This window comes from Bacillus mycoides (assembly GCF_000832605.1).
GTDB classification, from domain to species: domain Bacteria; phylum Bacillota; class Bacilli; order Bacillales; family Bacillaceae_G; genus Bacillus_A; species Bacillus_A mycoides.
In genome coordinates this window covers 4,605,032-4,630,706 of the sequence record NZ_CP009692.1, presented here as the reverse complement: position 1 = coordinate 4,630,706, position 25,675 = coordinate 4,605,032, and the positions used below count along the sequence as shown (strand labels likewise).

General features: G+C 35.2%; 22 protein-coding genes and 8 pseudogenes. 24 read left to right on the top strand and 6 right to left on the bottom strand.

The genetic code is table 11. From position 1 onward, the window contains the following. Nucleotides 1–4 precede the first annotated feature (4 nt). From cysW to BG05_RS25535, 6 genes and pseudogenes are all read left to right on the top strand, one after another. Nucleotides 5–862: a sulfate ABC transporter permease subunit CysW gene (gene cysW / locus BG05_RS25565; RefSeq protein ID WP_003187851.1), complete on the top strand. Its 858-nt coding sequence runs from the start codon at nt 5–7 to the stop codon at nt 860–862. Between the two features lie 12 nt (nt 863–874). Further along, nucleotides 875–1,948 (top strand): annotated as a pseudogene (locus tag BG05_RS25560) (sulfate/molybdate ABC transporter ATP-binding protein). A 123-nt stretch (nt 1,949–2,071) separates the two neighbouring features. After that, nucleotides 2,072–2,254 (top strand): annotated as a pseudogene (locus tag BG05_RS31770) (PD-(D/E)XK nuclease family transposase); the annotation flags it as partial. A gap of 88 nt (nt 2,255–2,342) precedes the next feature. Further along, nucleotides 2,343–3,449, top strand: coding sequence for a metallophosphoesterase (locus BG05_RS25545; RefSeq protein ID WP_016126685.1), 1,107 nt, complete (start codon nt 2,343–2,345; stop codon nt 3,447–3,449). A 132-nt stretch (nt 3,450–3,581) separates the two neighbouring features. Then, a pseudogene (locus BG05_RS25540) lies at nt 3,582–4,560 on the top strand (HD domain-containing protein). Between the two features lie 484 nt (nt 4,561–5,044). Further along, the gene (locus tag BG05_RS25535) at nt 5,045–5,656 is read left to right on the top strand and encodes a hypothetical protein (RefSeq protein ID WP_003187863.1); all 612 of its coding nucleotides are present in this window, start codon (nt 5,045–5,047) and stop codon (nt 5,654–5,656) included. A 67-nt stretch (nt 5,657–5,723) separates the two neighbouring features. Here BG05_RS25535 and BG05_RS25530 read toward each other — a convergent pair. Beyond that, a pseudogene (locus tag BG05_RS25530) lies at nt 5,724–6,841 on the bottom strand (anti-sigma factor). A 5-nt stretch (nt 6,842–6,846) separates the two neighbouring features. Next, nucleotides 6,847–7,206, bottom strand: a pseudogene (locus tag BG05_RS25525) (RNA polymerase sigma factor); the annotation flags it as partial. Nucleotides 7,207–7,228: 22 nt separating this feature from the next. On the opposite strand from BG05_RS25525, the gene BG05_RS25520 reads away from it, so the two are divergent. Beyond that, nucleotides 7,229–8,131 (top strand): AraC family transcriptional regulator, encoded by a 903-nt coding sequence (locus BG05_RS25520; protein ID WP_003187871.1) that lies wholly within the window; start codon nt 7,229–7,231, stop codon nt 8,129–8,131. 153 nt (nt 8,132–8,284) lie between these two features. Here the strand turns inward: BG05_RS25520 and BG05_RS25515 are convergent, their stop codons facing one another. Together BG05_RS25515 and BG05_RS25510 are read right to left on the bottom strand one after the other, a co-directional pair. Next, entirely contained in the window at nt 8,285–10,027 is a 1,743-nt protein-coding gene (locus BG05_RS25515; RefSeq protein WP_016126688.1) for an ATP-binding response regulator, read from the bottom strand. A 9-nt stretch (nt 10,028–10,036) separates the two neighbouring features. Beyond that, nucleotides 10,037–10,738: a response regulator transcription factor gene (locus BG05_RS25510; protein WP_002011226.1), complete on the bottom strand. Its 702-nt coding sequence runs from the start codon at nt 10,736–10,738 to the stop codon at nt 10,037–10,039. Between the two features lie 139 nt (nt 10,739–10,877). On the opposite strand from BG05_RS25510, the gene BG05_RS25505 reads away from it, so the two are divergent. The 11 genes and pseudogenes from BG05_RS25505 (at nt 10,878) to aceA (ending at nt 21,318) form a co-directional block, all read left to right on the top strand. Continuing rightward, nucleotides 10,878–11,726, top strand: a complete 849-nt coding sequence (locus BG05_RS25505; RefSeq protein WP_002125860.1) for a CPBP family intramembrane glutamic endopeptidase — start codon at nt 10,878–10,880, stop codon at nt 11,724–11,726. A 10-nt stretch (nt 11,727–11,736) separates the two neighbouring features. Next, nucleotides 11,737–11,982, top strand: coding sequence for a hypothetical protein (locus BG05_RS31765; protein WP_003187880.1), 246 nt, complete (start codon nt 11,737–11,739; stop codon nt 11,980–11,982). Between the two features lie 49 nt (nt 11,983–12,031). Further along, nucleotides 12,032–12,331, top strand: coding sequence for a hypothetical protein (locus tag BG05_RS25495; protein ID WP_001006056.1), 300 nt, complete (start codon nt 12,032–12,034; stop codon nt 12,329–12,331). Between the two features lie 219 nt (nt 12,332–12,550). After that, complete coding sequence (locus BG05_RS25490) at nt 12,551–13,816, top strand: M48 family metallopeptidase (protein WP_016126689.1); 1,266 nt, start codon at nt 12,551–12,553, stop codon at nt 13,814–13,816. Nucleotides 13,817–13,912: 96 nt separating this feature from the next. Further along, nucleotides 13,913–14,821 (top strand): DMT family transporter, encoded by a 909-nt coding sequence (locus BG05_RS25485; RefSeq protein ID WP_016126690.1) that lies wholly within the window; start codon nt 13,913–13,915, stop codon nt 14,819–14,821. Between the two features lie 77 nt (nt 14,822–14,898). Next, nucleotides 14,899–15,576 carry an S-layer homology domain-containing protein gene (locus BG05_RS25480; protein WP_002011235.1) on the top strand — a complete coding sequence of 226 codons (678 nt, stop codon included), beginning with the start codon at nt 14,899–14,901 and terminating at the stop codon, nt 15,574–15,576. An 83-nt stretch (nt 15,577–15,659) separates the two neighbouring features. Beyond that, nucleotides 15,660–15,764 (top strand): annotated as a pseudogene (locus BG05_RS31760) (S-layer homology domain-containing protein); the annotation flags it as partial. A gap of 629 nt (nt 15,765–16,393) precedes the next feature. Beyond that, a complete protein-coding gene (locus BG05_RS25470; protein ID WP_002125869.1) occupies nt 16,394–17,044 on the top strand; it encodes an S-layer homology domain-containing protein in 651 nt (216 codons plus the stop codon). 363 nt (nt 17,045–17,407) lie between these two features. After that, entirely contained in the window at nt 17,408–18,082 is a 675-nt protein-coding gene (locus tag BG05_RS25465) for an S-layer homology domain-containing protein (RefSeq protein ID WP_002064191.1), read from the top strand. 343 nt (nt 18,083–18,425) lie between these two features. Continuing rightward, on the top strand, nt 18,426–20,015 hold the full coding sequence (gene aceB / locus BG05_RS25460) for a malate synthase A (RefSeq protein ID WP_033733841.1): 1,590 nt from the start codon (nt 18,426–18,428) through the stop codon (nt 20,013–20,015). A gap of 25 nt (nt 20,016–20,040) precedes the next feature. Then, nucleotides 20,041–21,318: an isocitrate lyase gene (gene aceA, locus BG05_RS25455; protein WP_002125874.1), complete on the top strand. Its 1,278-nt coding sequence runs from the start codon at nt 20,041–20,043 to the stop codon at nt 21,316–21,318. A gap of 136 nt (nt 21,319–21,454) precedes the next feature. Here aceA and BG05_RS25450 read toward each other — a convergent pair whose 3' ends face one another. Beyond that, on the bottom strand, nt 21,455–21,949 hold the full coding sequence (locus BG05_RS25450; RefSeq protein WP_003187892.1) for a DUF6584 family protein: 495 nt from the start codon (nt 21,947–21,949) through the stop codon (nt 21,455–21,457). Nucleotides 21,950–22,225: 276 nt separating this feature from the next. Between BG05_RS25450 and cspA the strand changes: the two genes are divergently transcribed. Next, the gene (cspA, locus tag BG05_RS25445) at nt 22,226–22,429 is read left to right on the top strand and encodes an RNA chaperone/antiterminator CspA (protein ID WP_002011282.1); all 204 of its coding nucleotides are present in this window, start codon (nt 22,226–22,228) and stop codon (nt 22,427–22,429) included. Nucleotides 22,430–22,487: 58 nt separating this feature from the next. Further along, nucleotides 22,488–22,705: pseudogene (locus tag BG05_RS31755) on the top strand (hypothetical protein). Nucleotides 22,706–22,754: 49 nt separating this feature from the next. Here the strand turns inward: BG05_RS31755 and BG05_RS25440 are convergent. After that, nucleotides 22,755–22,940: a hypothetical protein gene (locus tag BG05_RS25440; protein WP_002011281.1), complete on the bottom strand. Its 186-nt coding sequence runs from the start codon at nt 22,938–22,940 to the stop codon at nt 22,755–22,757. A 302-nt stretch (nt 22,941–23,242) separates the two neighbouring features. On the opposite strand from BG05_RS25440, the pseudogene BG05_RS32210 reads away from it, so the two are divergent. The 4 genes and pseudogenes from BG05_RS32210 to lepB form a co-directional block, all read left to right on the top strand. After that, a pseudogene (locus tag BG05_RS32210) lies at nt 23,243–23,320 on the top strand (RNA-guided endonuclease TnpB family protein); the annotation flags it as partial. Nucleotides 23,321–23,369: 49 nt separating this feature from the next. Beyond that, nucleotides 23,370–23,951: a competence protein ComK gene (locus tag BG05_RS25435; protein ID WP_002011279.1), complete on the top strand. Its 582-nt coding sequence runs from the start codon at nt 23,370–23,372 to the stop codon at nt 23,949–23,951. 334 nt (nt 23,952–24,285) lie between these two features. Further along, on the top strand, nt 24,286–24,879 hold the full coding sequence (locus tag BG05_RS25430) for a TVP38/TMEM64 family protein (protein WP_002011278.1): 594 nt from the start codon (nt 24,286–24,288) through the stop codon (nt 24,877–24,879). A gap of 210 nt (nt 24,880–25,089) precedes the next feature. Next, nucleotides 25,090–25,653, top strand: coding sequence for a signal peptidase I (gene lepB, locus BG05_RS25425; protein ID WP_002011277.1), 564 nt, complete (start codon nt 25,090–25,092; stop codon nt 25,651–25,653). The last annotated feature ends 22 nt before the right edge of the window (nt 25,654–25,675 follow it).

The window sequence follows — 25,675 nt, the reverse complement described above, 5'->3', positions numbered from 1 at the left end:
GAAAATGGAACCAACATTATTAGAAAAGAAAATAGTAAAAAGCGTATCAGTTAAAAAAGAATCTAAATTTGTACCAATTCTATTCATTACGATAACAATTTTATTTTTATCTCTCTTTCTATTACTGCCGCTCGTGACAATTTTTATGAAAGCGTTCGAACGAGGAATTGATGTATATATTGCCGCTGTAACAGATCAAGAAGCATTTTTGGCAATCAGGTTAACACTTCTCGTTGCATTAATTGTTGTACCGCTGAATACGATATTCGGAATAGCAGCAGCTTGGCTTATTACGAAGTTTCAGTTTAAAGGAAAGCAAGTATTATTATCTCTTATTGAACTGCCGTTTGCTGTATCACCAGTTATCGCAGGATTAGTATTCGTTTTACTTTTCACACCTCGTGCTGCTCTTGGCGGATGGTTAATGGAACACGGGATAAAGCTCATCTTCTCTGTCCCTGGCATTATCATTGCGACAATCTTTGTTACGTTTCCGTTCGTTGCACGTGAATTAATCCCGGTAATGCAGGCGCAAGGGAAGAGTGAAGAAGAAGCGGCTCTATCACTTGGCGCAAGCGGCTGGAAAATGTTTTGGCACGTTACGCTTCCGAATATAAAATGGGGCCTTTTATACGGCATGATTTTATGTAATGCCCGGGCCATTGGTGAATTCGGCGCCGTTTCCGTTGTATCTGGTCACGTGCGCGGCGTTACAAATACGATGCCGCTTCATATTGAAATTTTGTACAATGAATATCAATTTTCAGCAGCGTTCGCTGTGGCGACTTTAATGTCACTCATCGCAGTTTTTACGCTCGTTATAAAAAACTGGATTGAATGGAGAATGGAAAAACGACAATAAGGAGTGAGTGCGGTGAGTATTCAAATTCAAAATGTATCAAAACAATATGGTACATTTCAAGCGCTGACAGACATTCATTTAGATATTCCAAAAGGAGAACTTGTTGCCTTATTAGGCCCATCAGGTTCTGGGAAAACGACGTTATTACGAATTATTGCAGGACTAGAAGAAGCGGATGGAGGTTCGATTTCTTTTGATGGGGAAGATTTAACTGATATTCACGTGAAAAACCGGCAAGTCGGTTTCGTCTTCCAGCACTATGCACTTTTTAAACATATGAATGTATTTGAAAATGTCGCTTTCGGTTTAAAAGTAAGAAAGAAAAACTTACGACCTTCAGCTGAAGTAATAAAAGAAAAAGTAACAGAACTATTGAAACTAGTAAAAATGGATGGTTTCGCAAAACGTTATCCAGCGCAATTATCTGGCGGACAACGCCAACGTATCGCACTAGCCCGGGCACTTGCAGTCGAACCGAAAATTTTATTGCTAGATGAACCGTTCGGTGCACTTGATGCGAAAGTACGGAAAGAATTGCGAAGATGGCTCCGGAAACTACATGACGAATTTCAAATTACGAGCGTATTCGTAACGCATGACCAAGAAGAAGCGTTAGACGTTGCGGACCGCATCGTTGTAATGAATGAAGGACGCATTGAACAAATGGGAACGCCGGAAGAAGTATATGAAAAACCAGCAAGTCCGTTCGTATATGACTTTTTAGGAAACGTGAATTTATTTCACGGCCGCGTTCATAAAGGTAAACTAAATGTAGGATCGGTGTAACTAGAAGCACCAGAGCATAAGCACGTTTCAAACGTAGACGGAGTGGGATACGTAAGACCACATCACTTATCAATCGATCGTACGAAACAAAGTATAGATGCCATCCCGGCGAAAGTAACATACTCACATGCAGTTGGCCCTGTCGTATATGTAGAATTGAAGCGCGACGGAACAGATGAGTATCTAGAAGCAGAAATTAGTAAAGAACAGTTTAGACAGCTAGGCATTCAAACAGGTGAGTTTGTATACGTACATCCGAGAGAAGTGAAAGTGTTTATTCCAGAGGATTTTGTTATTTAATAATAAGGTGCGGTCCCTATATGAGTATGTATAGGGGCCGCATCTCTTTGTTTACTTGAATGTCTTATTCTTATGTACAATGTAGACGAGAGCTGGTTATAGATATAAAAGGAGAGGAATGCCATGTCCAAACAATTAGTAAATTTGCGCATTGATTTTGCCTTTAAACAGTTATTTGGTACGAGTGGTAACGAAGATATTCTTACGACTTTCTTAAATGCTATGTTATAAGAATCTTTAGAATCACCTATTACATCGTTACAGCTAAAATATCCACATTTGCACAGAGAATATGAGGATCACAAGTAAGAGGAAAATAACTTTGATTTGCTTACTATTTACGTTCTAGGCACAGAACAAGTTATAATAGAAGAAATCAATAAGGAGGCTAGCAGTGAAAAATTTTCGTTATCTCAATATATTCACTATTTTAATTGTATACACACTACTCATGTTTTACATCGGCTGGAACGGATGGGTTTGGCTCAGTACGGTGTTCGGCTGGGAATCTTGGGGATATTACGCTTTCATAGTCGGATTTATTTCATATGCGTACATTCTCGTACAAGTGTTTAAATTTCTTCCTTTCCTGCGAACGGTCGGTTCAATTTGGTTTGCGGTTATACAATACGCGCTTATGTTATTGCCGTTAGCCGATATTGCCGTCTTATTATTACAGTTTTCAGTGGAGAAAGAGACGGCAATTATTTGGACAGGAACGGTCGTTTTACTCGTATTCATCTTTATCTTTGCATATGGAGTATTCAACGCATATAGTCCAGTAGTAAGAAAGTACGAAGTGCACATACCGAAAAAAGTAGAAGGGCGTAAAAGTTTACGCATTGCGATGGCCTCTGATATGCATTTCGGTAAATTGTCTGGAGTTGCTCATTTAAAGAGACTCGTTCGTCATGTAAATGAAATGAAACCCGATATTATTTTACTGCCTGGTGATATTATCGATGATCATCCAGGTGTGTTCATTCAAAAAAATATGGGACCAATCATGAAACAGATGAAAGCTCCATTAGGCGTATATGGTGTGTTAGGAAATCATGAATATTACGGCAGAGCTGTTCCTGAGTTTTTACAAGAGATGGATAAGATTGATATTCGTATTCTTTTAGATGAAGTCATTACAATTGAAGATGATTTTTATCTCGTCGGAAGAAGGGATAAAACAGAGCGAGATCGTCAAAGCTTTGAAAATCTAATGAGTACGGTAGATAAATCGCTTCCTGTTATCGCAATGGATCACCAACCATTTGAATTAAAACAAGCAGCGGACGCCGGCGTTGATTTATTATTATCCGGTCACACGCATCGCGGACAAATGGCTCCGAACCATATTGTGACGAGAAGAATGTACGAACTAGACTGGGGATACGCACAAAAAGGTGCATTCCACGCAATTGTTTCTTCTGGATTTGGATTTTGGGGACCACCGCTTAGACTGGGAAGTAGATCTGAGATTGTGCAGATTGAAGTTACATTTGAATAGGATTGTGAAATAGAGAGCTGAGTGCTCTCTATTTTTTATTTAAAGGTACAAAATATTCGATTGAGGTTCTTTATTTACTCTCTGGAAAAAGAGATACTATAAGAAGACTCTGCTTGAAAAGGGGGATTTTAAGTGATCATATCAGATGTCATATACGGTGAGTTTAAAGTAGATAAAGTGTTAGAAGAATTAATTTTAAGTAAACCTGTGCAAAGGCTGAAAGGGGTTCATCAGGCCGGAGCAAGTTACTTAATGAATGAGAAATGGAATGTAACGCGCTTTGATCATTCAGTTGGTGCTATGTTGTTAATTAAAAAACTTGGTGGTTCAGTAGAAGAACAGATTGCTGGCTTACTACATGATGTATCGCATACTGCTTTTTCCCATGTGATCGATTACGTTTTTGATAACGAAAACGAAAGTTATCATGAAGAAATATTTAGTTCTGTCGTGAAAAACTCGGAAATCCCGGCGATTCTTTCAAAACATGGTTATAACTATGAAGATATTTTGTTAGATGATTCGAAGTGGACATTACTTGAAAAATCTGCGCCAGAATTATGTGCAGACCGAGTGGATTACACATTACGGGATATGTTTACATATGGATATATTTCTTTAGAAGAAGTTCATAGTTTTTTAGAGGATTTAATCGAAGTAGATGGGAAAATGGTTCTTCAAAATATTGAAATTGCAGAATGGTTTACGAAGACGTATTACAAAGAAGTAATTGATTTCTTTATGAAACCAATGAATATTTATGGAAACGATATGTTAGCTAAAACGTTAAAATTAGCTCTTCATAAAAAGATAATCCATCCAGATGATTTTCTTCTTGAAGATCATGAGCTTATTACGAAATTGCGGCTATTGTAAAGATCAAGAAGTAGATGCTTTATTAAGAAAAGTTCATCCAAGTATAGAAGTAAAAGAAGATAGAAATGAGTATGATCTACATCAGAAAAATAAAGTGCGTCTTATTGATCCTCCATTACTTCGTGAAGGTGAAGTTGTTCGATCGTCTGTTGTATCGGAAAAAATAAGACAGATGAGCGATATCGCTTATGAAAAGGCGATAAGAGGGATGTATGTGAAAGTGATTTCTAATTAGTTTATTTGTAATAGGAAAAGGTGTCATCAATTATGATGACACCTTTTCGCTTTAAAGGGTTGTTCGTATGGAAATGTGTTACATTTTTACGAGACTATAATATTTTACCAGAGAAATACCTTTTATAGTAAAAAATAAATTTTATAAAGTTTTCCATCAAAAATAATTTGTGAAAAAAGTACTAATTTTTAATGTGACAAAAATAATATATTTTTCAATAATCGCTTTAGAATCTTTCGTTCTTTATATATGGATTGTTATATTTTTTAAGGTAATTTAAAGATTTTTGTCGTTTTTTGTTGTAATTTTTATATTATGATAAATATAATGTTCGGAATCAGCCATTATAACAGAAAAAATTTTAAAAAACAGAATTAAATCATATTGCTTATTTTAATATAATTTATTTGTTAATTAATAACATATTTAGGGTGTGATTCTTTATTGCGGTGAGAATTCTTTTTAGCATAGGAGGATTTACAGAATGGTTAAAACGGCAAAACCTGAAATGATGAATGAATTAAAAGAAACAGTTTACAAATTCTTTCCGAAAAATATTGTGAAAGAAGAAGGATTGTACGAGGAGTCCAAAGAGCATAAAAAGTTTGTAGACTTGAAAGAGAGTTTTATAAAAAACGAAAGCTCTCAAAAGGAAGTTTTGTCTTTAATCGAGTCAACATTTTGTGATTATCACGTGTCAGACTATACAGATTTAAACCTATATAATTGTCTAGAATATAATGTGTTACTAAATGGAAAAGAACCGATGTTAAATGATGATATTGATTGGATACGAAAATCAAGAGGCGAGCGCCTTGATTTAGGGGTTTTTGTTAGCTTACTTGATAAATATTATTATTACTACGTATTAAAAACAACATATGATGAAGATGTAAGGGAATGGACTTTTGAAACAATCGATGTAGAAATGGATACCATTTGTGAATTTGAGAAACTAATGAATACAAAAGGATTTGTAAGAGTAGAACGAGAGGTTGCTAGAACTGCAATTCCTGATATAGAAACGGAATGTTTACGTATGGGGGAAGTTAACGTATTCCACGCTTTATTCACGGATTCTGTTAGTGAAATATAGGTTTTAAATTATTAAAAAGGTTGTGTAGAAAATAGCTGCTATTTTCTACACAACCTTTTCATTTTCACTAATCAAACCAATTCCAAACCTCAATATCTCCAAGAGTCGCATAACGTACGTGCGGGGAGTTTTGTAATTTTAATAATTCTTTCGACGGCCCAGTAATGACAATGCCGTATACTTTTACACCGTTATCTTTTACATATTTATAACGTTTATCTAAGTTCAGCTGCCCCGCAGGTAGCATAGCAACTTTATTTACAGTTTTTTCATGCGTAGAAAGAATACGCATGAAAAAACTTTAGCCTCTTGTGTTTTCAGATTTTCTGTTTCATCATCAAGGAATCCTATATGTTCTGGAAATCCTATAAATTCGTCCACAGATAGGATGAAATCTTCTTCGTTTATTCTTTCTTGTCCCGTATCTAAGGCGTACCATACAGGAGTTGGAGGGAGTTCTTGTGCTTCAAATACGCCATATAAAAGTGGTTCTAATTCCTGTAAAGTGTAAGGTTTGTCAAAAGATATTGCTACTTCTGCAACGGTTCCCTCATGTACCTTTGCAAGTATATCCCAAACCTTTTTAGATGCTTCTTTCAAATAATCACCTTGTTTTATTTTTGGATGAACAAAGTGGATGTTCGGTTGATAGTGCATATTCACCCAAGATTGATTTGTGATATTTAAAGAAGATAAGAAGCTGCTCGTTTCTATTGTACCGAGTGGCATTTCTTTTTTACCAATCGTTTTCACTAAATCAAATTGGCTGTTTGTTCGAAAGAAAGCTTCTACACTTGTTCCACCGCCCATAACGCGGCTGTTTGGGATAGTTGCTTCAAGTGCAAGAGAGGGAACATCTCGTATTTCTTTTAGTCGTTTATCATTATTAGCTTGAAAATAAAAGGCAGATAATACCCCTCCGATCATATATATAAAGATACAAATTGCTAGTATAAAACCAATTGTTTGTAAACGATGTTTCCATTTAATCCTCCAAAAAGGAACTTTAAGATCTTTTGGTGGTAACCTTTTCTTTATCGGCTCGCTCTTCGCAAGCAATTCATCCAAATGTACTTCACACTCTTCACATGTCTCAATATGACTTTCTAACCGCTCTTGCTCATCCTGTGTGAGCGTTCCTTTTTCGTATTTCTCCCACAGTTTTTTAAACTCTGCACAACCCATCTGTATCACTCCTTTATGCTTTTCGTTTCTTTTCGTCCTCGGTGTAATTCAATTTTTACTTTTGCTAACGAGAGACCAGTCATTTCTGCTATTTCCTTATAAGAGAATCCGTAGTAATCTCGTAGTAGTAACACATTTCGTCTTTCGAGCGGAAGAGGGGATATACTTTGTAACCAACTAGTAATCTCATATTTTACGAAATAAGAGTGTTCTGTACTTGGCACGTTTGGTAAATGGAATTCTTCAATTTGCGTTGTTTTATACTTCTTTTCTTTTCGGTACCAATCGATTAAAAAAGTTACAATTTTTATGGAATTATAGTAAAAAACGTCAAGAATTGGATAGGATTCTCTTTTATCATAATACATATAAGGCGGGTGAACAGAGATGGAAAGCTATGAAACACAAATTCAAAGGTCAATTGATTATATTGAGGAAGATGTAATGGAAAAACAAACGCTGCGTAATTTAGCATGTGTTGCAGGTTTTTCTGAGTCGCATTTTCATCGTGTATTCCAGGCGTTAGTAGGCGATACAGTAATGGAGTATGTTCGAAAGAGGAGGTTAGCCCGGGCAGCTTATCAACTTTCTCATACGGATGAAAAAGTTATTGATATCGCATTTGAGCATGGCTTTCAATCTCACGAAACGTTCACGAGAGCCTTTAAAAAATTATTTCAAATGACACCAAGTGAATATCGAAAACAAGAAATCGAAACACCAATGTATTATAGAGTGAATGTAAAACAAAGAAAATTAAATCCATATTTAGGGGGCATACAAATGGAATATCGTATTGTAAATAAACCAGAATTTTTAATGGCGGGTTATGAGCTGAAGACGACAAGTAAAGAAGGAAAAAACCACCAAGACATTCCAGCATTTTGGCAAGAATATTTACAAAAAGATCTTGGAACGACGATTCCGAATCGTAAAGATACGAGCCAATGGGTAGAACTTGGATTATGTACTGATTTTAATTTAGAAACAGGGGACTTCACTTATATTATCGGAATGGAAGTTACAGACTTTGAAAATGTACCAAATGCAGTTGCAAAGCGTACATTCCCAGCGGCGACATATGCAGTATTTACAACGCCGAAAGTTCCTCATGAAGAAATGGTATCGTCTATTCACCAAACGTGGAATGCAGTATTCTCAGAATGGTTCCCGCATTCAGGATACGAACATTGCGGCGTTAATGAGTTTGAGCTATACGATGAACGTTCCCATGCAGACAAAAGTGAGTTCGCTCAAATTGAACTTTGGATACCGGTGAAGAAGAAATAATAGAAAGAAAGACCGTTCAAAAGGTATTTTTGGACGGTCTTCTTTTATTAATAGGTTGCTACTATTGTTGTATTTTATAGTTAAGTCGATATAATTTCATTTACTAGCGCGCTGCTCTGAAAAGAGAAAGGTGCTTTATAAAAGCACCTTTTTCTACGAACTAAACGGAAACACAAGTATAATCGTCGTTCCTTTTCCAAGTTCACTATCAATGAAAATCGTTCCGTTATGGGCATGAACGAGCTGTTTTGTAATGGCGAGACCAAGTCCAGTTCCGATGTTGCTTTCTTCTGTATTCGTTCCTCTGTAATATCGCTCGAATAGAAGTTCTTTCGTTTTATCATCCATACCTTTTCCATTATCTGAAATAGATAGTGTAAATGAATTTGCATTTTGCGAAAGTTTTACGATTACGTTTGTCGTTTCATTATTATGTTTTACAGCGTTTGCGAGTAAGTTTTCGATAATACGTTGGAACCATTTTTCTTCAATAAAATATTGGATTTTGCTTGAACTTGGCACGAATTCAATGTTTTGATTTTGTAGTGTCGGGTTATTAATAAATTGTAATAGTACTTTTCGGACGAACTGATTAATTTCAACATTTACGTGTTGCGCAGGCAGAGTATCATTTTTTAATTGATATGTTAAGCTTAAGTCGTCAATTAATGTAGTCATATATTGAGATTTTTCTTTCATTACATGGCCAAATTGTTGAATGTCTTGATCCGTCCAATTATATTGCTTCGATTCTAGTAATAATGCATAGCCGTATATAGAGCTAAGCGGTGTTTTTAGATCATGCGTCAGGCCGGTAATCCACTCTTCACGTGTTTGTTGCAGTACTTTTCTCATTGCATCGTTCTTTTTCAAAGTAATAGAAAGGTGCTCTAGTGAGTTTGTAACATCTTTAAATATGCGGAACGACCATTTTTCTTTACCGGAGCGCCGAAACCGAACAGGTTTGCCTTTTTTACTAACAGGTTCTTCATATTTTCCTCCGGCTATGTTTTTAAGCCAGCGCATCGTGTGTAATAAAGGCTTTCCAAACTTATTTCCATACCAAATTGAAAGAATGACTAAATAAGCAAACACAATAAGGAGGATTAAGCTGCATCCGATTAGAAGTTTCTTGGTAAATATATCATCTAATTCATCATCTGGATAATAATGAGCGTTTGGGGCGGATACAACGACGAGATGACCGCTATTTGAATCGTAAAAACTAGATGTATTTTCTTTATAATTCCACGGTTCTTTTTCATTAAGAGCCGTTTTTATAGCCGAAAATGTTTTTTTCTTCCCAGTTGGATAGGAAAAAACTTCTTCGCCATTGTTATTAAATATTTGCAGTGTTGCTTTTTCTTTAGAAAGTAATTGTTTTTCTTGTTCAGTTAATGCAAATTCATTTAATGATAAAGAAGGGTGTCCTTGTTGTATCGTTTTTAGTAATGCATTACTTTTTAGTTTGGCACCGTAAATAACGATCACTGGTTTCTTTTCTAATTTAATTTCCCAATAGTTAAATTTATAAATATTGTTGTTACTATTCTGTAAATACGTAAGTAAGGATGTCTTTGTGTAAGAGGTCGGAACATCGTTAGGCGTATTAAAGTTGTAAAGGACCTTTCCATCTTCATCTACAATTTGAAGCCAATCACTCTTTTCTGTTATTAAATCCTTTACCTTAGATTTTAAAGTAATGTTATTGTCTTCAGAAGAAATATATTCGGAGATTGTAAAGGTATCATAATCAGAAATATTAGGTTCATATAAAGTACTATTAAGAAGAAAAATTAAATAAGAAAAAGAAGCAATTACTGCGATAAGTAACGTAACTAAGACAAAAACGTGTTGTAAAATAAACTGGATTATAAGTCGTTTATTAAAATTCATATCTTTAACCTACTTTGTAATGAACTTATAGCCAAGTCCACGAACTGTTTTTATGTATTCTGGTTTACTTGGATCTTGTTCAATTTTTTCACGTAGTTTTCGAATGTGAACCATAACAGTATTATCATCTCCATTATAGGCAGGTGCTCCCCAAACTTTTTCATATAATTCTTCCTTCGAAAATACGTAGTTCGGATTCTCACAAAAGAATAGTAGTAGTTGAAAGAGTTGAGCGGAACATTCGACAACGTTTCCATCTACTGTTAGTTCCGCAGAATGTTGATCAATTTCAAATCTCCCAAAAGAAAAGGAGTATATTCTTTGTTCTTGTATGTTTTGTTTCATATGTCTTCGGAGTTGAGCTTTCATACGAGCGACTACTTCTAGTGGATTAAATGGTTTCGTAATGTAATCATCCGCACCGTATGAAAATCCGGAAATTTTATCTACATCAGATGTTTTTGCTGTTAGGAAGAAGATAGGGCAATCCGTTTTTTGGCGAAGGATTGGACAAATGTCAAAACCGGATTGTCCAGGAAGCATTACATCTAAAATAATTAAATCGTAATTGTTTTGCTCGGTGAGAGATAAGGCTATTTCCGCAGATGTTGCAGTTGTAATATGAGAAAAACCTTCTTTTTCAAGAATGGTAGTTAGTAATTGTAAAATTGCTGTTTCATCATCAATGAGTAGAATATTTGCGTGATACATATGAATCCCTCCTAATTTCCTCGAATATCATATCATCTTTTTGTAACTTATGGAATTTTTAAGGAAATTTTAAGGTTTTCTTTCACAAAAAATTAAGATTCAAATGATATGATAAAAGTAACATGGGGAGGAGATGAATGTGAATCCGTTTCAAACGATGCGAGCTAGATATTTTTTAATTGTATTTGCATTACTAATTTTAATAGCACAAAGTAGTAATGAAGTGCTAGAAAATACATTTCATATACAGAATTCATCTTTTATAAATATGCTTATATTTTATATCCTTCCAATAATATGGCTTTTTTACGGATATAGAAAGCATCGTGTTTCATTTTCATTATTTATTAATAGAAACGAAACATTTAACCTAGTGCAAGTTTTGTACATCGCGATTATGCTTTGTATGTTTAGTTACGGCTATCTTATTTTATATATGTACAGCTTTGCATGGATTACACCAGATTTTATTATGAATGCCTTGCATGAACCGATTATAGATAGTACTGGGGGATATGTATTTCAATTTATTAGGGTTGTATTTATCGCGCCTATTGTCGGAGAGTTTGTTTTTCGAGGGTTTTTACTGCAGCGTTTTGCAGCAAAATGGGGTACTAGTATAGCAATGGTCGTTGTAGCACTTTTATTTGCTTGCTTACATGTTGATTTCCTTGGTGCAGTTGTGTTTAGCATCGTACTATCAATCGTATATATTCGTACGAAAAGCTTGCTCATGCCAATTGCTATTCATATGTTAAACAATGCGCTTGTGCTTAGTTCTTCTTTTTTAGTAAGTAGAGAAAAGATAATGAGTTTTGCCGATTTTTCGAACTATACGACATTCTTTCCAGGATTAATTATTTTTATGACAGGATTAAACTTAGTGCTCATCTTTTTATTTGTGAATCGCAAATATTGGAGTAAAGAAGTGCCTGTTATATATGCGGAGAAGGAAAAGAGCTTTTCGAGTATAGCAGGAGATAAGTAAGGTAGAGAAGATGTTTGAGAAAATATTGAAGGAAATGATAGATTATTGTACTTCTATTAGATATAAGTACTTTTCCATCAATAATGATACAGGAAATATTATTTTTCTTTTTATCGTGTTAGGGACATTAATAATAGTCAGCCTTATTATAGAAGAAATGATGAAGCGCATCTTCAGACAGTATGTAAAAAATGAAGTGAATTATGTTAGGGCTCATAAAATGTTTGAGAAAGTGATGGGGACTTTTATTTTATGAAAACTAAATCATTATTAATTCGAAATTTGAAAGGGATGTATAAAATTATATGAATGAAACAATATCGTCAAATAAGTTTTTTTATTTGATTGTACTGAGTTTAGTATTGATTACGACAGTAAATGTTGTTCTTCGCTGGGAGGAAGCTTACTTTTTTATGTATTTAGCGCTCCATTTATTAGGGATTTTATGCATAACGGGCGGAGTAGTTGCTGAGAAAAAGCATGAAGAAAGTATTAATTATATGTGTGTGATGGGTCTTATTTTACTTCTAACTGTACAAGGTATTATGAAATATAGTTCTTTTTCTTTGCAAGATTTTAGTTTGTTAATAGATGTACTTCCTTAAGGAGAGGCTCTTTATTTTATCTAAAAGGCGGTTTGCCAGTGCATTTCTTATCCCATGAACCGAATAAAGTGTCTAAAGGTAGGTGAAACTCTTCTTATGTAGAAGAGTTTTTTTATGTAAGTAGAAGGCTCTCGAGCAATTCTCATAATAAGCTTGTTCTAATTTAGCATGTACGAACTTACAATAATAATAGACAGGCAGCATAGAGGAGGGAATAGCGTGAGGAAAGTTATTGGGTGGTCGTTTTTTTTGTACGTTGGGTTTGCGTTACTTATATATTGGTATTTATTTGGATGGAATCATGAACTCATTCCGGACATGTATAAAGGAACGAGTGCAGATCCAGAAACTTTTATGAATGCGAGGGAGCTTACGCTAAGCCAAGATTATTCGCGCGTGAAAAACTTACTGTTCTTTTTAGCGACGCCTCTTGAATGGATTATTTTATTGTTTGTACTTGTGCTCGGTATTTCAAAAAAGTTTGAGAAATGGTCGAAGGAAACGACCAAAATAAATGTCTTACAAGTTGCGATTTATTTCTTTTATTTATCACTACTAACAACAGTTCTTGCATTACCGATGCAATGGATTGGGCGTAAAGTATCCGTTGATTACGGAATATCTACGCAAAGCACACAAAGCTGGATAAAAGATCATGTCATCGATTTTTGGGTGAACTATGCGACTATGTTACTCATTGTTTCGGTTCTGTTATGGCTCATCCGTAAATTCCCGAAGAGATGGTGGCTAGCAGGATGGGCGCTCTCTGTTCCGTTTACGATTTTCTTAACGTTTGTGCAACCTGTTGTAATTGATCCACTTTATAATGATTTTTCAACGCTGAAAAATAAGGAATTAGAAACGAAAATTTTAGCGATCGCAGATAAAGCTGATATTCCATCTGAACATGTATATGAAGTAAATATGTCGGAAAAAACGAATGCGTTAAATGCATATGTAACAGGAATTGGAAAAAACCTTCGTATTGTAATGTGGGATACAACACTTCAGCAATTAAAAGATAAAGAGATTTTATTTATTATGGCTCATGAAATGGGACATTACGTAATGAAACATATATATTGGGGCGTTGCGAGTTATATTTTTATATCGTTTATAGGTATGTATTTAATTAGTCGTATTTTAAATATGTGTATTCGAAAATGGGGAGATACGCTGCAAATTTCCAAAATGGCATGTTTCTCGATTTTACCTTTATTTTTCTTAATTTCTTCTGTACTATCCTTTGTGTCACAACCAGCAACAAACTACGTTTCTCGTATAGAGGAACGAGCGGCAGATCAATATGCTTTAGATATGACGAAAGATGGAAAATCAGGTGTGAAAACTTTTCAATATTTATCAAAAACGAGCTTAAGCCAAGTGAATCCGCCTGCGTTAGTGAAGTTTTTCTTATATACACATCCACCAATTTTTGAAAGAATTCATACATTTGAACAATATGAAAAAGAGAAGAAGCAGTAGTGTACTGCTTCTTTTTATTGTGGATGATTCGAGTTTTGGAAAATTATAGTGTATAATACATAGAATATTCAGTTAAATATTTAGGAGGTTAATATTTTGTTTCATTCAAAATCAATGCCGGCTATAAAAATGATCCTTTCGATGTCTATTTTCGGATCGATTGGATTTTTTTCTGTCCAAACGGGTTTACCATCTTTTGAATTAGTATTTATTCGTTGTATTTGTGCGACTTTATTTTTAACGCTATGTTGGTTTGCAACAGGACAATATAAAAATGAGAAATGGAATAAAAAAGAAATTGTACAAATATTAGCGTGTGGCGTATTTCTCGTTTTTAACTGGGTGTTTTTATTTAAAGCGTTTGAAGTCATGTCGATTACAATTGCGATTTCTGTATATCATCTTGCACCGATCATCGTATTAATGATTGGTAGTATTTTATTTAAAGAGAGGTTAACAGCATTTGCGGTTCTGTCCATTACCATATGTTTCATCGGTACAGTTTTAGTAGCTGGGGTAGATGGAAGTATGTCGCTTGAGAAACTTATGTCGTCTGGAATGGTGTGGGCGCTTCTTGCAGCTTTATTTTATGCATTTACAACGTTGCTCGGAAAAGGAATTAAGCATACGAGTGCATATGCGATGACATTTTTACAAACTTTTTTGGGTATATTTTTATTGCTACCATTCGTAGACTTCGGGAAGTTTCAAGGATTAACAGAGATGAACTGGATGATGATCACAGCGACAGGACTTATACATACGGGATTTGTATATTACTTGTTTTTTGACAGTTTAAGAGGTTTATCGACGAGATTAATTTCGGTATTAGTGTTTTTAGATCCTGCGGTTGCAATTTTGTTAGATACGGTCTTTACCGGTTTTAGACCGACTAGTATGCAAATTGTAGGGATTATTCTTATATTTGTAGGAATGGCGTTTACTTTTCGAAAAACGAAGGATGAAAAAGTGGTGGTAAAAGAAAATACGTATTATGAAGTGTGAAAAATTACCTCCTAACGTATTGAGAATTTTCTTATTTTTTGTACAATATAAAAGTAGGAAAATAAAGGAAGAGGCGGATGAGAGAGATGAAAAAGTTATTAAAGATAGCGACATCATTAACTTTAATAGGGGGGATATTTGTTAGCGGTAATATTGTTTCAGCAAATACAGATGGAATTCAACAATCTCCACCTCCACCTGATATTATGCTAGAATTTGATGATTTAGCAAATGATCATTGGGCTTATAATGAAATTATGAATTTAGTATATCACCGTATTATGTATGGATATGGAAACGGTAAGTTTGGGGTAGAAGATAATATAACACGTGAACAAGCAGCAGCAGTACTACATCGCGCACTCAATTTAAAAAGAAGTCCATTTGAAGAGAATCCATATGGAGATATTAGTGGGAAATCAACAATGTTCCCTTACGAAATTTTACATTTAACAAGCCTTGGTATTTTTAAAGGAGACGAAAATGGGAATTTCCGTCCGAAAGCAACATTGACTCGTGCAGAATTAGCACAAATTTTAACGAAAGCATATACGTTAAAAGCAAAGCATCCGCATACATTTACAGATATACTAGAAAACTATTGGGCAAGAGATGCAATTAGTGCATTGCAGTCTAATAAAGTCGTAGTAGGAACCGGAGATGGTAAGTTCGAGCCTGAAATGCTCGTTACACGTGGGCAATTCGCTAAGTTTCTACAACAAGCAATTTATAATTCACCAGGGAAATGGGAATAAATAAGAGTATAAAAAGTACAAGTAGATTATACTTGTACTTTTTTGTCTGAAAGGTGAAGTTTTTAGAAATAAAGGTTTTCTAAGTGAAAGAAAAACATACATTTACTGACATACCAGAAAACCATTGGGCTAAAGATGCGATAAGCACCTTACAATCTAATAAAGCTATAGTTGGAACTGGTAATGGTTTATCCCGCTATTTGTGGGCAATAAAACTCCCACCTCAAAATTTAGATGGAGCAAAGAAGTTAGGTGGAAGCCCTGCTGCCCGTAAACGCCCGATTGGTGAGAGCTAATAATCAGTGGGGGATGAACAAAACCCCAACTGATTAAAGTTTCACTTTATTCGAACCAGAAAAACTTGTAACCCGTGAACAGTATGCGAAGTTCTTAAATAATGCACTTCATAGATTCTACGCAAACGATTAATCTATGAAGCTCGAAAAAAGCGCAAATATGATATTTGCGCTTTTTTTGTCTATAAAGTGAAATTTTTATAAGTGAAGGACTTGATTAGTAGATAGTAGAATATTGTATATATAACATCTTTGCAAAAGCTTTTGTTTATCCTTTTTGAAAATCAAACAGAGAAACTAGAGCGCAAAGATAAGAATATTTCTTCAAATGATTTGCATGCAATTCAGAATACCAATTGGAATTGAGAGCGAATTGGCTCACCTAGTAATCTTCAAAATAATAGATGTTAAAAATGAAATATATTACATACGGTTTGCAAATGCAGCATATGTAATATGGGAAAAGAATTTAGTCTATTATTTTCCACTTTTAATAAAGAGGAAATGAAGGAGAGAGGACAATGAAGAAAAAAATGTTCCGTATAATGGCGGCAGCGACTATTATGGGTGGAGTATTGGTAAGCGCAAATGTTCCTAATATAAAAGCAGAAGAATATCCAGAAATGATTGTATTTGATGATGTTCCAGTAGACCATTGGGCATATGAATATATTATAGAAGTGGCGTATCATAAAGTTATGCTAGGTTATGGAAATGGAAAGTTTGGTGTAGGTGATAATGTAACCCGTGAACAAGTGGCGGCAATACTGTATCGCGCACTTAATATAAAACATGAAGGCCCATTAAAAAATCCTTATAAGGATATTTCTGAAAGATCAACAATGTTTCCAAATGAAATTTTAGCATTAACAGAGCGCGGTATTTTTAAAGGTGATGAGAAGGGGAACTTTAGACCTAGAGAAACAATAACACGTGCAGAAGTAGCGCAAGTTCTTACACAGACATATTCCTTTGAAGCGAAGCAACAGCATACATTTAAAGATGTACCAAATAATTACTGGGCAAAAAATGCAATTAGTGCTCTGCAAGCTAATAATGTAATAGTAGGAACAGGGAATGGAAAGTTTGAACCAAATAAAGTTGTAACACGTGAGCAATATGCAACATTTTTAAATAAAGCTATTATTAATTTTCATTTGAAAGATGAATAACATGAAACGGAAGTTTTTAAAAATATAGTACAAGAAAAATAAAATTATATTAATATATTATATTTCTTTTAAAAAAAGCGCGGGAATTACGCGCTTTTTTCTTATTTTAAATTGTTTATCTGTATATTTATTCTGCTGTTCATAGTTCGGTGTCCAGTGTTTATGGAAAAAAAAGGTTAATTATAGTTACTTTTTGTGGGAAAAAAGTACGATTTAGTAACTTTATTGTTAATTAAGTATAAAGATAAGTATATGAAGTACAGTTCACAAATTAGACAAACATTATATGGATAAGTGTATTGTTACTTTTCCATAAATTCTTTATATTAGAAAAAAATATGTTTTTTTTAGGGAGAGAATACAGTGAAGAAAAAGATTTTAAAAGTAGCAACAGCTTTAACAATTATGGGTGGAATTGGATTAAGCGGACAAGGTACTACAGCAAATGCTGAAGTAGCTGTGAAACAACAACAAGCTGCTCCTGTTACATTTAAAGATGTACCGAAAGGGCATTGGTCTTATGGAGCGATCCAAAATCTAGCAGATTGGGGAATTATTGCTGGTTACGGAGATGGAAGATTCGGTTTTGGTGATAATGTAACACGTGAGCAAGTAGCGGCGTTAATTTACCGTACAATTGATGGGGACCAATACTTTGATGAAGATCATGAGTTTGTAAGTACATATAAAGATATCGTTGATGATAACTCAACAATGTTCCCAATTGAAATTTTAGCATTAACAGAATTAGAAATCTTTAAAGGTGATGGTAGTGGAAACTTCAGACCAAAAGATACGTTAACACGTGCAGAAATGGCACAAATTTTAACGGAAACATTTGAGTTACAAGTGAAAAGTACACCAGGATTTAAAGATGTACCAGCAGGACATTGGGCAGCTAAAGCAATTAATGCAGTAGGTTCAAATGGCATTTCAGCAGGTGATGGTTCAGGTAACTTTGCGCCAGGTATGAAAGTAACACGTGAACAATATGCACAGTTCCTATACAAAGCAATTTTAAATGATCAGCAACAATAATTTATCCCGCTATTTGAGGGCAGTAAGACTCCCACCTCAAAATTCGGCGAATGCGAGGGAGTTAGGTGGGAGATCAACTGCCCGTAAAAGCCCGATTGGTGAGAGCCAATAATCAGTGGGGGATGAACAACCCCCCCCACTGATTATTAGTTTCACTTTATAAAAAAGAGCCAGTGTTATATAACACTGGCTCTTTTTTTGCTTGAAATCATAATGGATAAACACAGTTTTGTAAAAAAATCATTAAATTTTCAAAAAAAACTTCCTTTTCCGAAGATTTGTTATATAATATAAAACATAAAATCAAATCTGTTATAAGACAGTTTAAAAAGGGGATGCTAATATGTCGACGCAAACTTCACGGGTTACACTGGCCGGAGAAATGTTACCAGCGTACAACGAAATATTGACACCTGAGGCGCTTAGTTTTTTAAAGGAACTGCATGAAAATTTCAATGAACGCCGCACGAAACTTTTAAAAAAGCGTGTGGAGAAACAAAAAAGAATTGATGAAGGGGAGTTTCCTACGTTTTTAGAAGAAACAAAGCATATACGTGAAGGGGATTGGACAATCGCCCAGCTTCCGAAAAATTTAGAGGATCGCCGCGTGGAGATTACTGGTCCGGTGGATAGAAAGATGGTCATTAACGCTTTAAATTCAGGAGCACATCTTTTTATGGCAGACTTTGAAGATTCGAATGCGCCAACTTGGAGAAATGCTGTCGAAGGTCAAATTAACTTACGAGATGCGAGTAAGGGAACGATCTCACATAAAAATGAAAACGGAAAAGAATATCGTTTAAATAGTAAAACAGCTGTATTAATTGTGCGTCCGAGAGGGTGGCATTTAGAAGAAAAACATATGCAAGTTGACGGCAAGAACATGTCTGGCAGTTTAGTAGATTTTGGTTTGTACTTTTTCCATAATGCGAAGACGCTTTTAGCAAAAGGAAGTGGCCCATACTTTTACTTACCGAAAATGGAAAGTTACTTAGAGGCAAGATTATGGAATGACGTTTTCGTATTCGCTCAAAAGTATATCGGTATTCCGAACGGAACGATTAAAGCGACTGTGTTAATAGAAACGATTCACGCTTCATTTGAAATGGATGAAATTTTGTATGAACTAAGAGATCATTCTGCTGGTTTAAACTGCGGACGATGGGATTATATATTTAGTTTCTTAAAGAGCTTCCGTAATCATAATGAATTTTTACTTCCGGATAGAGCGCAAGTCACGATGACAGCGCCGTTTATGCGCGCGTATTCTTTGAAAGTTATTCAAACGTGTCATCGTCGTAACGCGCCAGCAATCGGAGGGATGGCGGCGCAAATCCCAATTAAAAATGACCCAGAAGCAAATGAGGCAGCTTTCGAGAAAGTGCGTGCTGATAAGGAGCGCGAAGCTTTAGACGGTCATGATGGGACTTGGGTTGCCCACCCGGGACTTGTACCGGTTGCAATGGAAGTATTTAATCACATAATGAAAACGCCAAATCAAATTTTTAGAAAGCGTGAAGAAATACGTGTAACAGAAAAGGATTTATTAGAAGTACCGATGGGAACGATTACAGAAGGTGGTCTTCGCACGAATATTAACGTCGGTATTCAATATATTGCATCTTGGTTAAGCGGGCGGGGAGCAGCTCCAATTTATAACTTAATGGAAGATGCAGCAACAGCAGAAATATCAAGAGCACAAGTATGGCAGTGGATTCGTCATGAGGGTGGAAAGCTAAGTGATGGCCGTAATATCACTTTTAAATTAATGGAAGAATTGAAAGAAGAAGAACTAGCAAAAATAGAAAGAGAGATTGGTAAGGAAGCATTTAATAAGGGGAGATTTGAAGAAGCTACAAAACTGTTTACAAACCTTGTTCGTAATAACGAGTTCATGCCGTTTTTAACATTACCGGGTTATGAAATTTTATAAGAAACAAGAAAAGGGGATGGAACATATGAAAAACGAAAGAATTGATAAATTGCAGGAAAGCTGGGAATTAGATACGCGCTGGAAAGGGATAACACGTCCATATACAGCTGAAGATGTAATTCGTCTGCGCGGATCGATTGATATTGAACATACGTTAGCGCGCTGCGGTGCAGAGAAGCTTTGGAAATCACTTCATACAGAAGATTATATTAATGCACTTGGGGCATTAACAGGAAACCAAGCGATGCAACAAGTGAAGGCTGGATTAAAAGCAATTTATTTAAGCGGTTGGCAAGTAGCGGCAGATGCGAACCTTTCTGGACATATGTATCCTGACCAAAGCTTATACCCAGCGAACAGTGTGCCAGCTGTTGTAAAACGAATTAACCAAACACTTCAACGTGCTGATCAAATTCAGCATATGGAAGGTAGCGGTGATACGGATTATTTCGTTCCAATTGTGGCGGATGCTGAAGCTGGGTTTGGTGGACAGTTAAACGTATTTGAATTAATGAAAGGGATGATTGAAGCGGGTGCATCTGGCGTGCACTTTGAAGACCAATTATCTTCAGAGAAAAAATGCGGGCATTTAGGCGGAAAAGTATTATTACCGACGCAAACAGCGGTGCGTAATTTAATTTCGGCACGTCTTGCTGCGGATGTAATGGGTGTACCAACAATTATCGTCGCAAGAACAGATGCAGATGCGGCAGATTTAATTACGAGCGATATCGATCCAGTTGATCAAGAGTTTATTACAGGTGAAAGAACGCCAGAAGGGTTTTATCATACGAAAGCAGGTCTTGATCAAGCAATTGCACGTGGTTTAGCGTATGCGCCGTATGCAGATCTCGTTTGGTGTGAAACGTCGGAGCCAAATTTAGAAGATGCAAAACGCTTTGCGGACGCAATTCATAAGAAATATCCAGGGAAGCTACTTGCTTACAACTGTTCCCCTTCTTTTAACTGGAAACAAAAATTAGATGAAAAAACGATTGCAAGCTTCCAAAAAGAAATTGCATCGTACGGTTATAAATTCCAGTTCGTAACGCTTGCTGGATTCCATTCATTAAATTACGGCATGTTTGAATTAGCGCGTGGTTATAAAGAGCGCGGCATGGCAGCGTACTCTGAATTACAACAAGCAGAGTTCGCAGCAGAGAAATACGGTTACTCTGCAACGCGCCATCAACGCGAAGTAGGAACAGGATACTTTGATGAAGTAGCACAAGTGATTACAGGCGGTACTTCATCAACGACTGCTCTAAAGGGATCCACAGAAGAAGAACAGTTTACGAAATAAAGGTATAAGTAGGTGCCCCAAAAAATATTTTTGGGGCACTTTTCTTATTTATTATTACGTCGCTGACATTGTTAAACTTTGTCGGAAAGTTGATGTAATTTTATTTGTCGTCGTATTGTGGGACGTTCACTTCTATTTAAAATATCCAATCCAATATAGTGAATATACCAACGATAGCAGTAAAAAGAAGGAATGCGAATAATGATAGACAGCCCCATGTAAATAGTTTGTCTTTCCATGTTTCTTCATAATCATCAATTAGTTCCTCTATCACTTTTTTCTGCAATGGCTGTAAGGGACGTTCGGTGTGTAGTCCTGTAATAATGTTACGATCTCCTTTGAATTTTAAAGCACGTACAATATGATAAGAGTCGTTTCCCATCGATTTTTCAAATTGTAGACATGCCGCGTGCATAACATCTGTTTTCTTTTTTTCAAGATACCAATACCGTCCAGCCATTTCTGGGTATTGTAATGTAAAGTAAATGTCACCGAGTTTTTTCCTAAGTGCTAATTCATTCGGATAAGTAGTGATTAATCCGTGTAATCTATCTCTTGCTTTTCCAAGGTTGTTATTTTCAATATCTTTTTCAATTCTCTTTAATGTTTTTTTAGGGATTATTTCTGTCATACACGCCTCCTTATTAGAATAGGTGTGGTTATATTTTATAAGAAATAATAAAATTTAGAAATTTTATTTTTAAAAAGGATTGTACATTCTATTTTAAGTATGTTATGATAATACCAGTTGAATAATTAAATTAAGCAATCCATATATTATCAAATGCCGAAAACAAACGGGAAAAAGTATGTGAGAACTAGTTTATTTTTCGAATTTGATAATGTGTGGATTCTTTTTTTATACATGAAGACTAAATAAAATGTATTTTCGTAGGAGGAAATAATTATGACAGTTACAGGACAAGTAAAATGGTTTAACAACGAAAAAGGCTTCGGTTTCATCGAAGTTCCAGGCGAAAACGATGTATTCGTACATTTCTCTGCAATCGAAACTGATGGTTTCAAATCTTTAGAAGAAGGCCAAAAAGTTAGCTTCGAAATCGAAGATGGCAACCGTGGACCTCAAGCTAAAAACGTAATCAAACTATAATTTTATAGTTTATTATAGAAAAAAGGATGGCTTATGCCATCCTTTTTTTGTTGTTGAGATATACGATATTTATATTAGTAATAAAGACAGCCTAAAAAGTATGATTGAAGAAATAAAGGCGTACTCGAAAACTTATGAAAATGATAAAGTGACGGTAATTGATTTGAGGAAGTCTCATTCTCGGTATTTAGATCAAGAACCATATTACAGGTTGAAAGAGATACAGAGAATCTTGGAAGAAAAAATAGTAGGTTTTTTGAGGATGAAGAAGAATGAAGGAAATGGCAATCAGTATGTAAAAGGGCTTTCCGTAAAGGAAGGCCTTTTAGTGTTCTTTCACAGCTTTTTTCTTTTCACGTTTCTTGCATTCTGGACATTTAGATTTACGAAAAGGCTTCGCGAAGAACAGTAAAATAAAAAATAAACCGAATATAATACTCGCTGAATTTTTTACGATAACAATGCTACTATTTTTCATTTGAATTGTTGGATGATCTTGCTTTTCTTCCATGAGAGACCTCCGTATATTTGATTTATATTTTAATTATAGCAAAATTAATTGCTGTAATTATATGAAAAGGGGAATGTGTTAAACATATTACAAATGATATAAATTCTTTTTTCGTATATAGAATCCTTTTTTTATACAGATTATTCCTTTGATATTCATATATCATTATTAACAAATTTATATTATATTTGATTTATTATAAGTATTTGTAAAGAATCGTGGAATGTAAACCATTTCCTTTTCGTAGGTGCTACTATAAAAGGGAAATGAAGAAGGGAAATTAAATAGCAATCGAAAATTAAAAAAAGAGAGGTGAAAAATCTGTTACTAACAAAAGAGCGAGTATAGATAAAAGTATTCTTAGCGTGCAAAAACTACATACTCTAAGGATATACATTTTCCTATATTTGTAGTAGCAGACAGTAGACTATGGAAAGTAAAGTAGAACGTTATGTCGAAAACTATGTTGTAAGCAAAAATACAATGGCCTTACTTCCTGTTGTTCTAGGAGAAAAGAAAGTTGTTACGCGAATTGTAGAAATGGAAGATTCTTTTTTCGTATTTCAAAAGCCTCTTGATATTATAGAGAGAAGTTGCCGGAAGCATGGTTCTAGTTTCTTTGGAAGAAAAGAAGGAACGAAGGAGTTAACGCGTATTACACATAAAGCTCCTATCGCAATTAGCCCGACAGATCAACTTTATTTTTTCCCTACGTATTCTTATTCTCGAAAAGAGTGTGCGTGGTTATCTCATTTTCATATTGAAGATAATAAAGAATTAAAAGATGGAAATCTTATTATTAGATTTATAAATGGTTTCGCTGTGAAACTAGAAATGTCAAAAAGTAGCTTTGAAAATCAGCAAAATCGTACAGCGAAATTACGGACAGAGTATGAAGATCGTAAGAAAAAACAAGGAAATCCTTGCTTTAAAGAGATTGATAAAAATGAAGAATCTAAATTAACACCAGCATATGAGAAAGTGTATTTTGTGAAGGAAGGCGAAGTGTGAGAGGGAAAGGATGGGGAGACTCATCCTTTTTATTTGTCTGTTTTTGTCGGAAAGTCGATAAAAATCAAATTGTGGTCGATGTATTCAGAAAATCACCGGTGTAATTTCATTTACCGAAAAAATCATCAAAAAATATTGTTCCTCAAACAACCAAACGTACAACAAACCTTGTCGAATATTGAAAGATTATCATAGCATAATAATGAAGGAATTCTAGCGAATGATATGGAAACTTTAATAAATACATCTCCATATGTCGTATCTACCATTTCCTCTTTCATTTAAGCAATGATACAGTAGAGGTAGTAATTAGAGTAAAGGGGTAAAGTGTAGAATGGATTTTCAAACGATCAAAGAGTATTTTTCACCAGAAAATATGGATCATATTGTTGAAAGTTATCGTGCGTTCGGACCGCTTCTCGGTATTGGCTTACCGATGATAGAGGCGCTTATTCCGGCATTGCCACTCATTGTGTTTGTGTTGGCGAATGCTGTTGCATTTGGTTTTTGGTTCGGTTTTCTTTATTCATGGATTGGGTCAGTAATTGGTGCAATGCTTGTATTTTTCATTATTCGTAGCTTTGGAAGAAGTCGTTTCTTTTCTTTTGTAAATAAGCATGAGAGAGTGCGAAAAGCGATGGGATGGATTGAAAGAAAAGGGTTCGCGCCAATCTTTGTTATATTTTGTTTTCCGTTCACACCATCTGCGCTTATAAACGTTGTAGCTGGTTTATCTCGCATTAGCGTAAAACAGTTTGGACTAGCATTAGCATTTGGAAAGCTTGTTATGATCTTTATTTTAACGTATATCGGTCATGATTTAGTGTCATTTATTCATAAGCCGGTGAAATCGGTTATTGTGGGCGTTGTTATTTTTATTTTATGGTATGTCGGTAAAAAAATTGAAGTAAAGTTAGAACTACATTAGGAAAAGTCTTCTTTGTCCCGCTATTTGAGGGCAGTAAAACTCCCACCAAAAAATTCGACTGAAGCAAAGAAGTTAGGTGGGAGATCAAACTGCCCGTAAATGCCCGATTGGTGCGGGCTAATAATCGGTGGGGGATGAACAAAACCCCCACCGATTAAGTTTCACTTTATAAATGCAAGCTTCATCATTAAAGGGCGAGGGGAGAAGCGAATGAAGAAAACTTTGAAAAAAGAAGGGCTAGAGTGGGTAAGAACAATTTTAATTGGTGTACTATTAGCTGTATTTTTTCGAACGTTTTTCTTTTCAACGTACGTTGTAGAGGGGAAGTCAATGATGCCGACATTGCAAGATGGAAATATGCTCGTTGTGAATAAGGTGAGTTATCAAGTAGGGGACTTGAATCGATTTGATGTCGTCGTTTTTCATGCGAATAAAAAAGAGGACTATGTAAAGCGAATTATCGGTTTACCTGGGGATCATATCGAATATAAGCATGATAAATTATATATAAACGGACAATTCGTGGATGAACCTTATTTAGAGACGTATAAGAAAGAGACAAATGGACGGCAATTAACAGGCGATTTTAAACTAGAAGAGTTAACGAAAGAAAAGTTTGTACCACCCGGTTCTATTTTTGTAGTTGGTGACAACCGCCTTGGTAGCTGGGATAGTAGGCACTTCGGCTTTGTGAAAGCTGATACAGTTGTCGGTAAAGTTGATTTACGATATTGGCCGATTCAAGAGGTACAAACGAATTTCTCAAAAGGCTGATATAATAAAATGAAGTATAAGG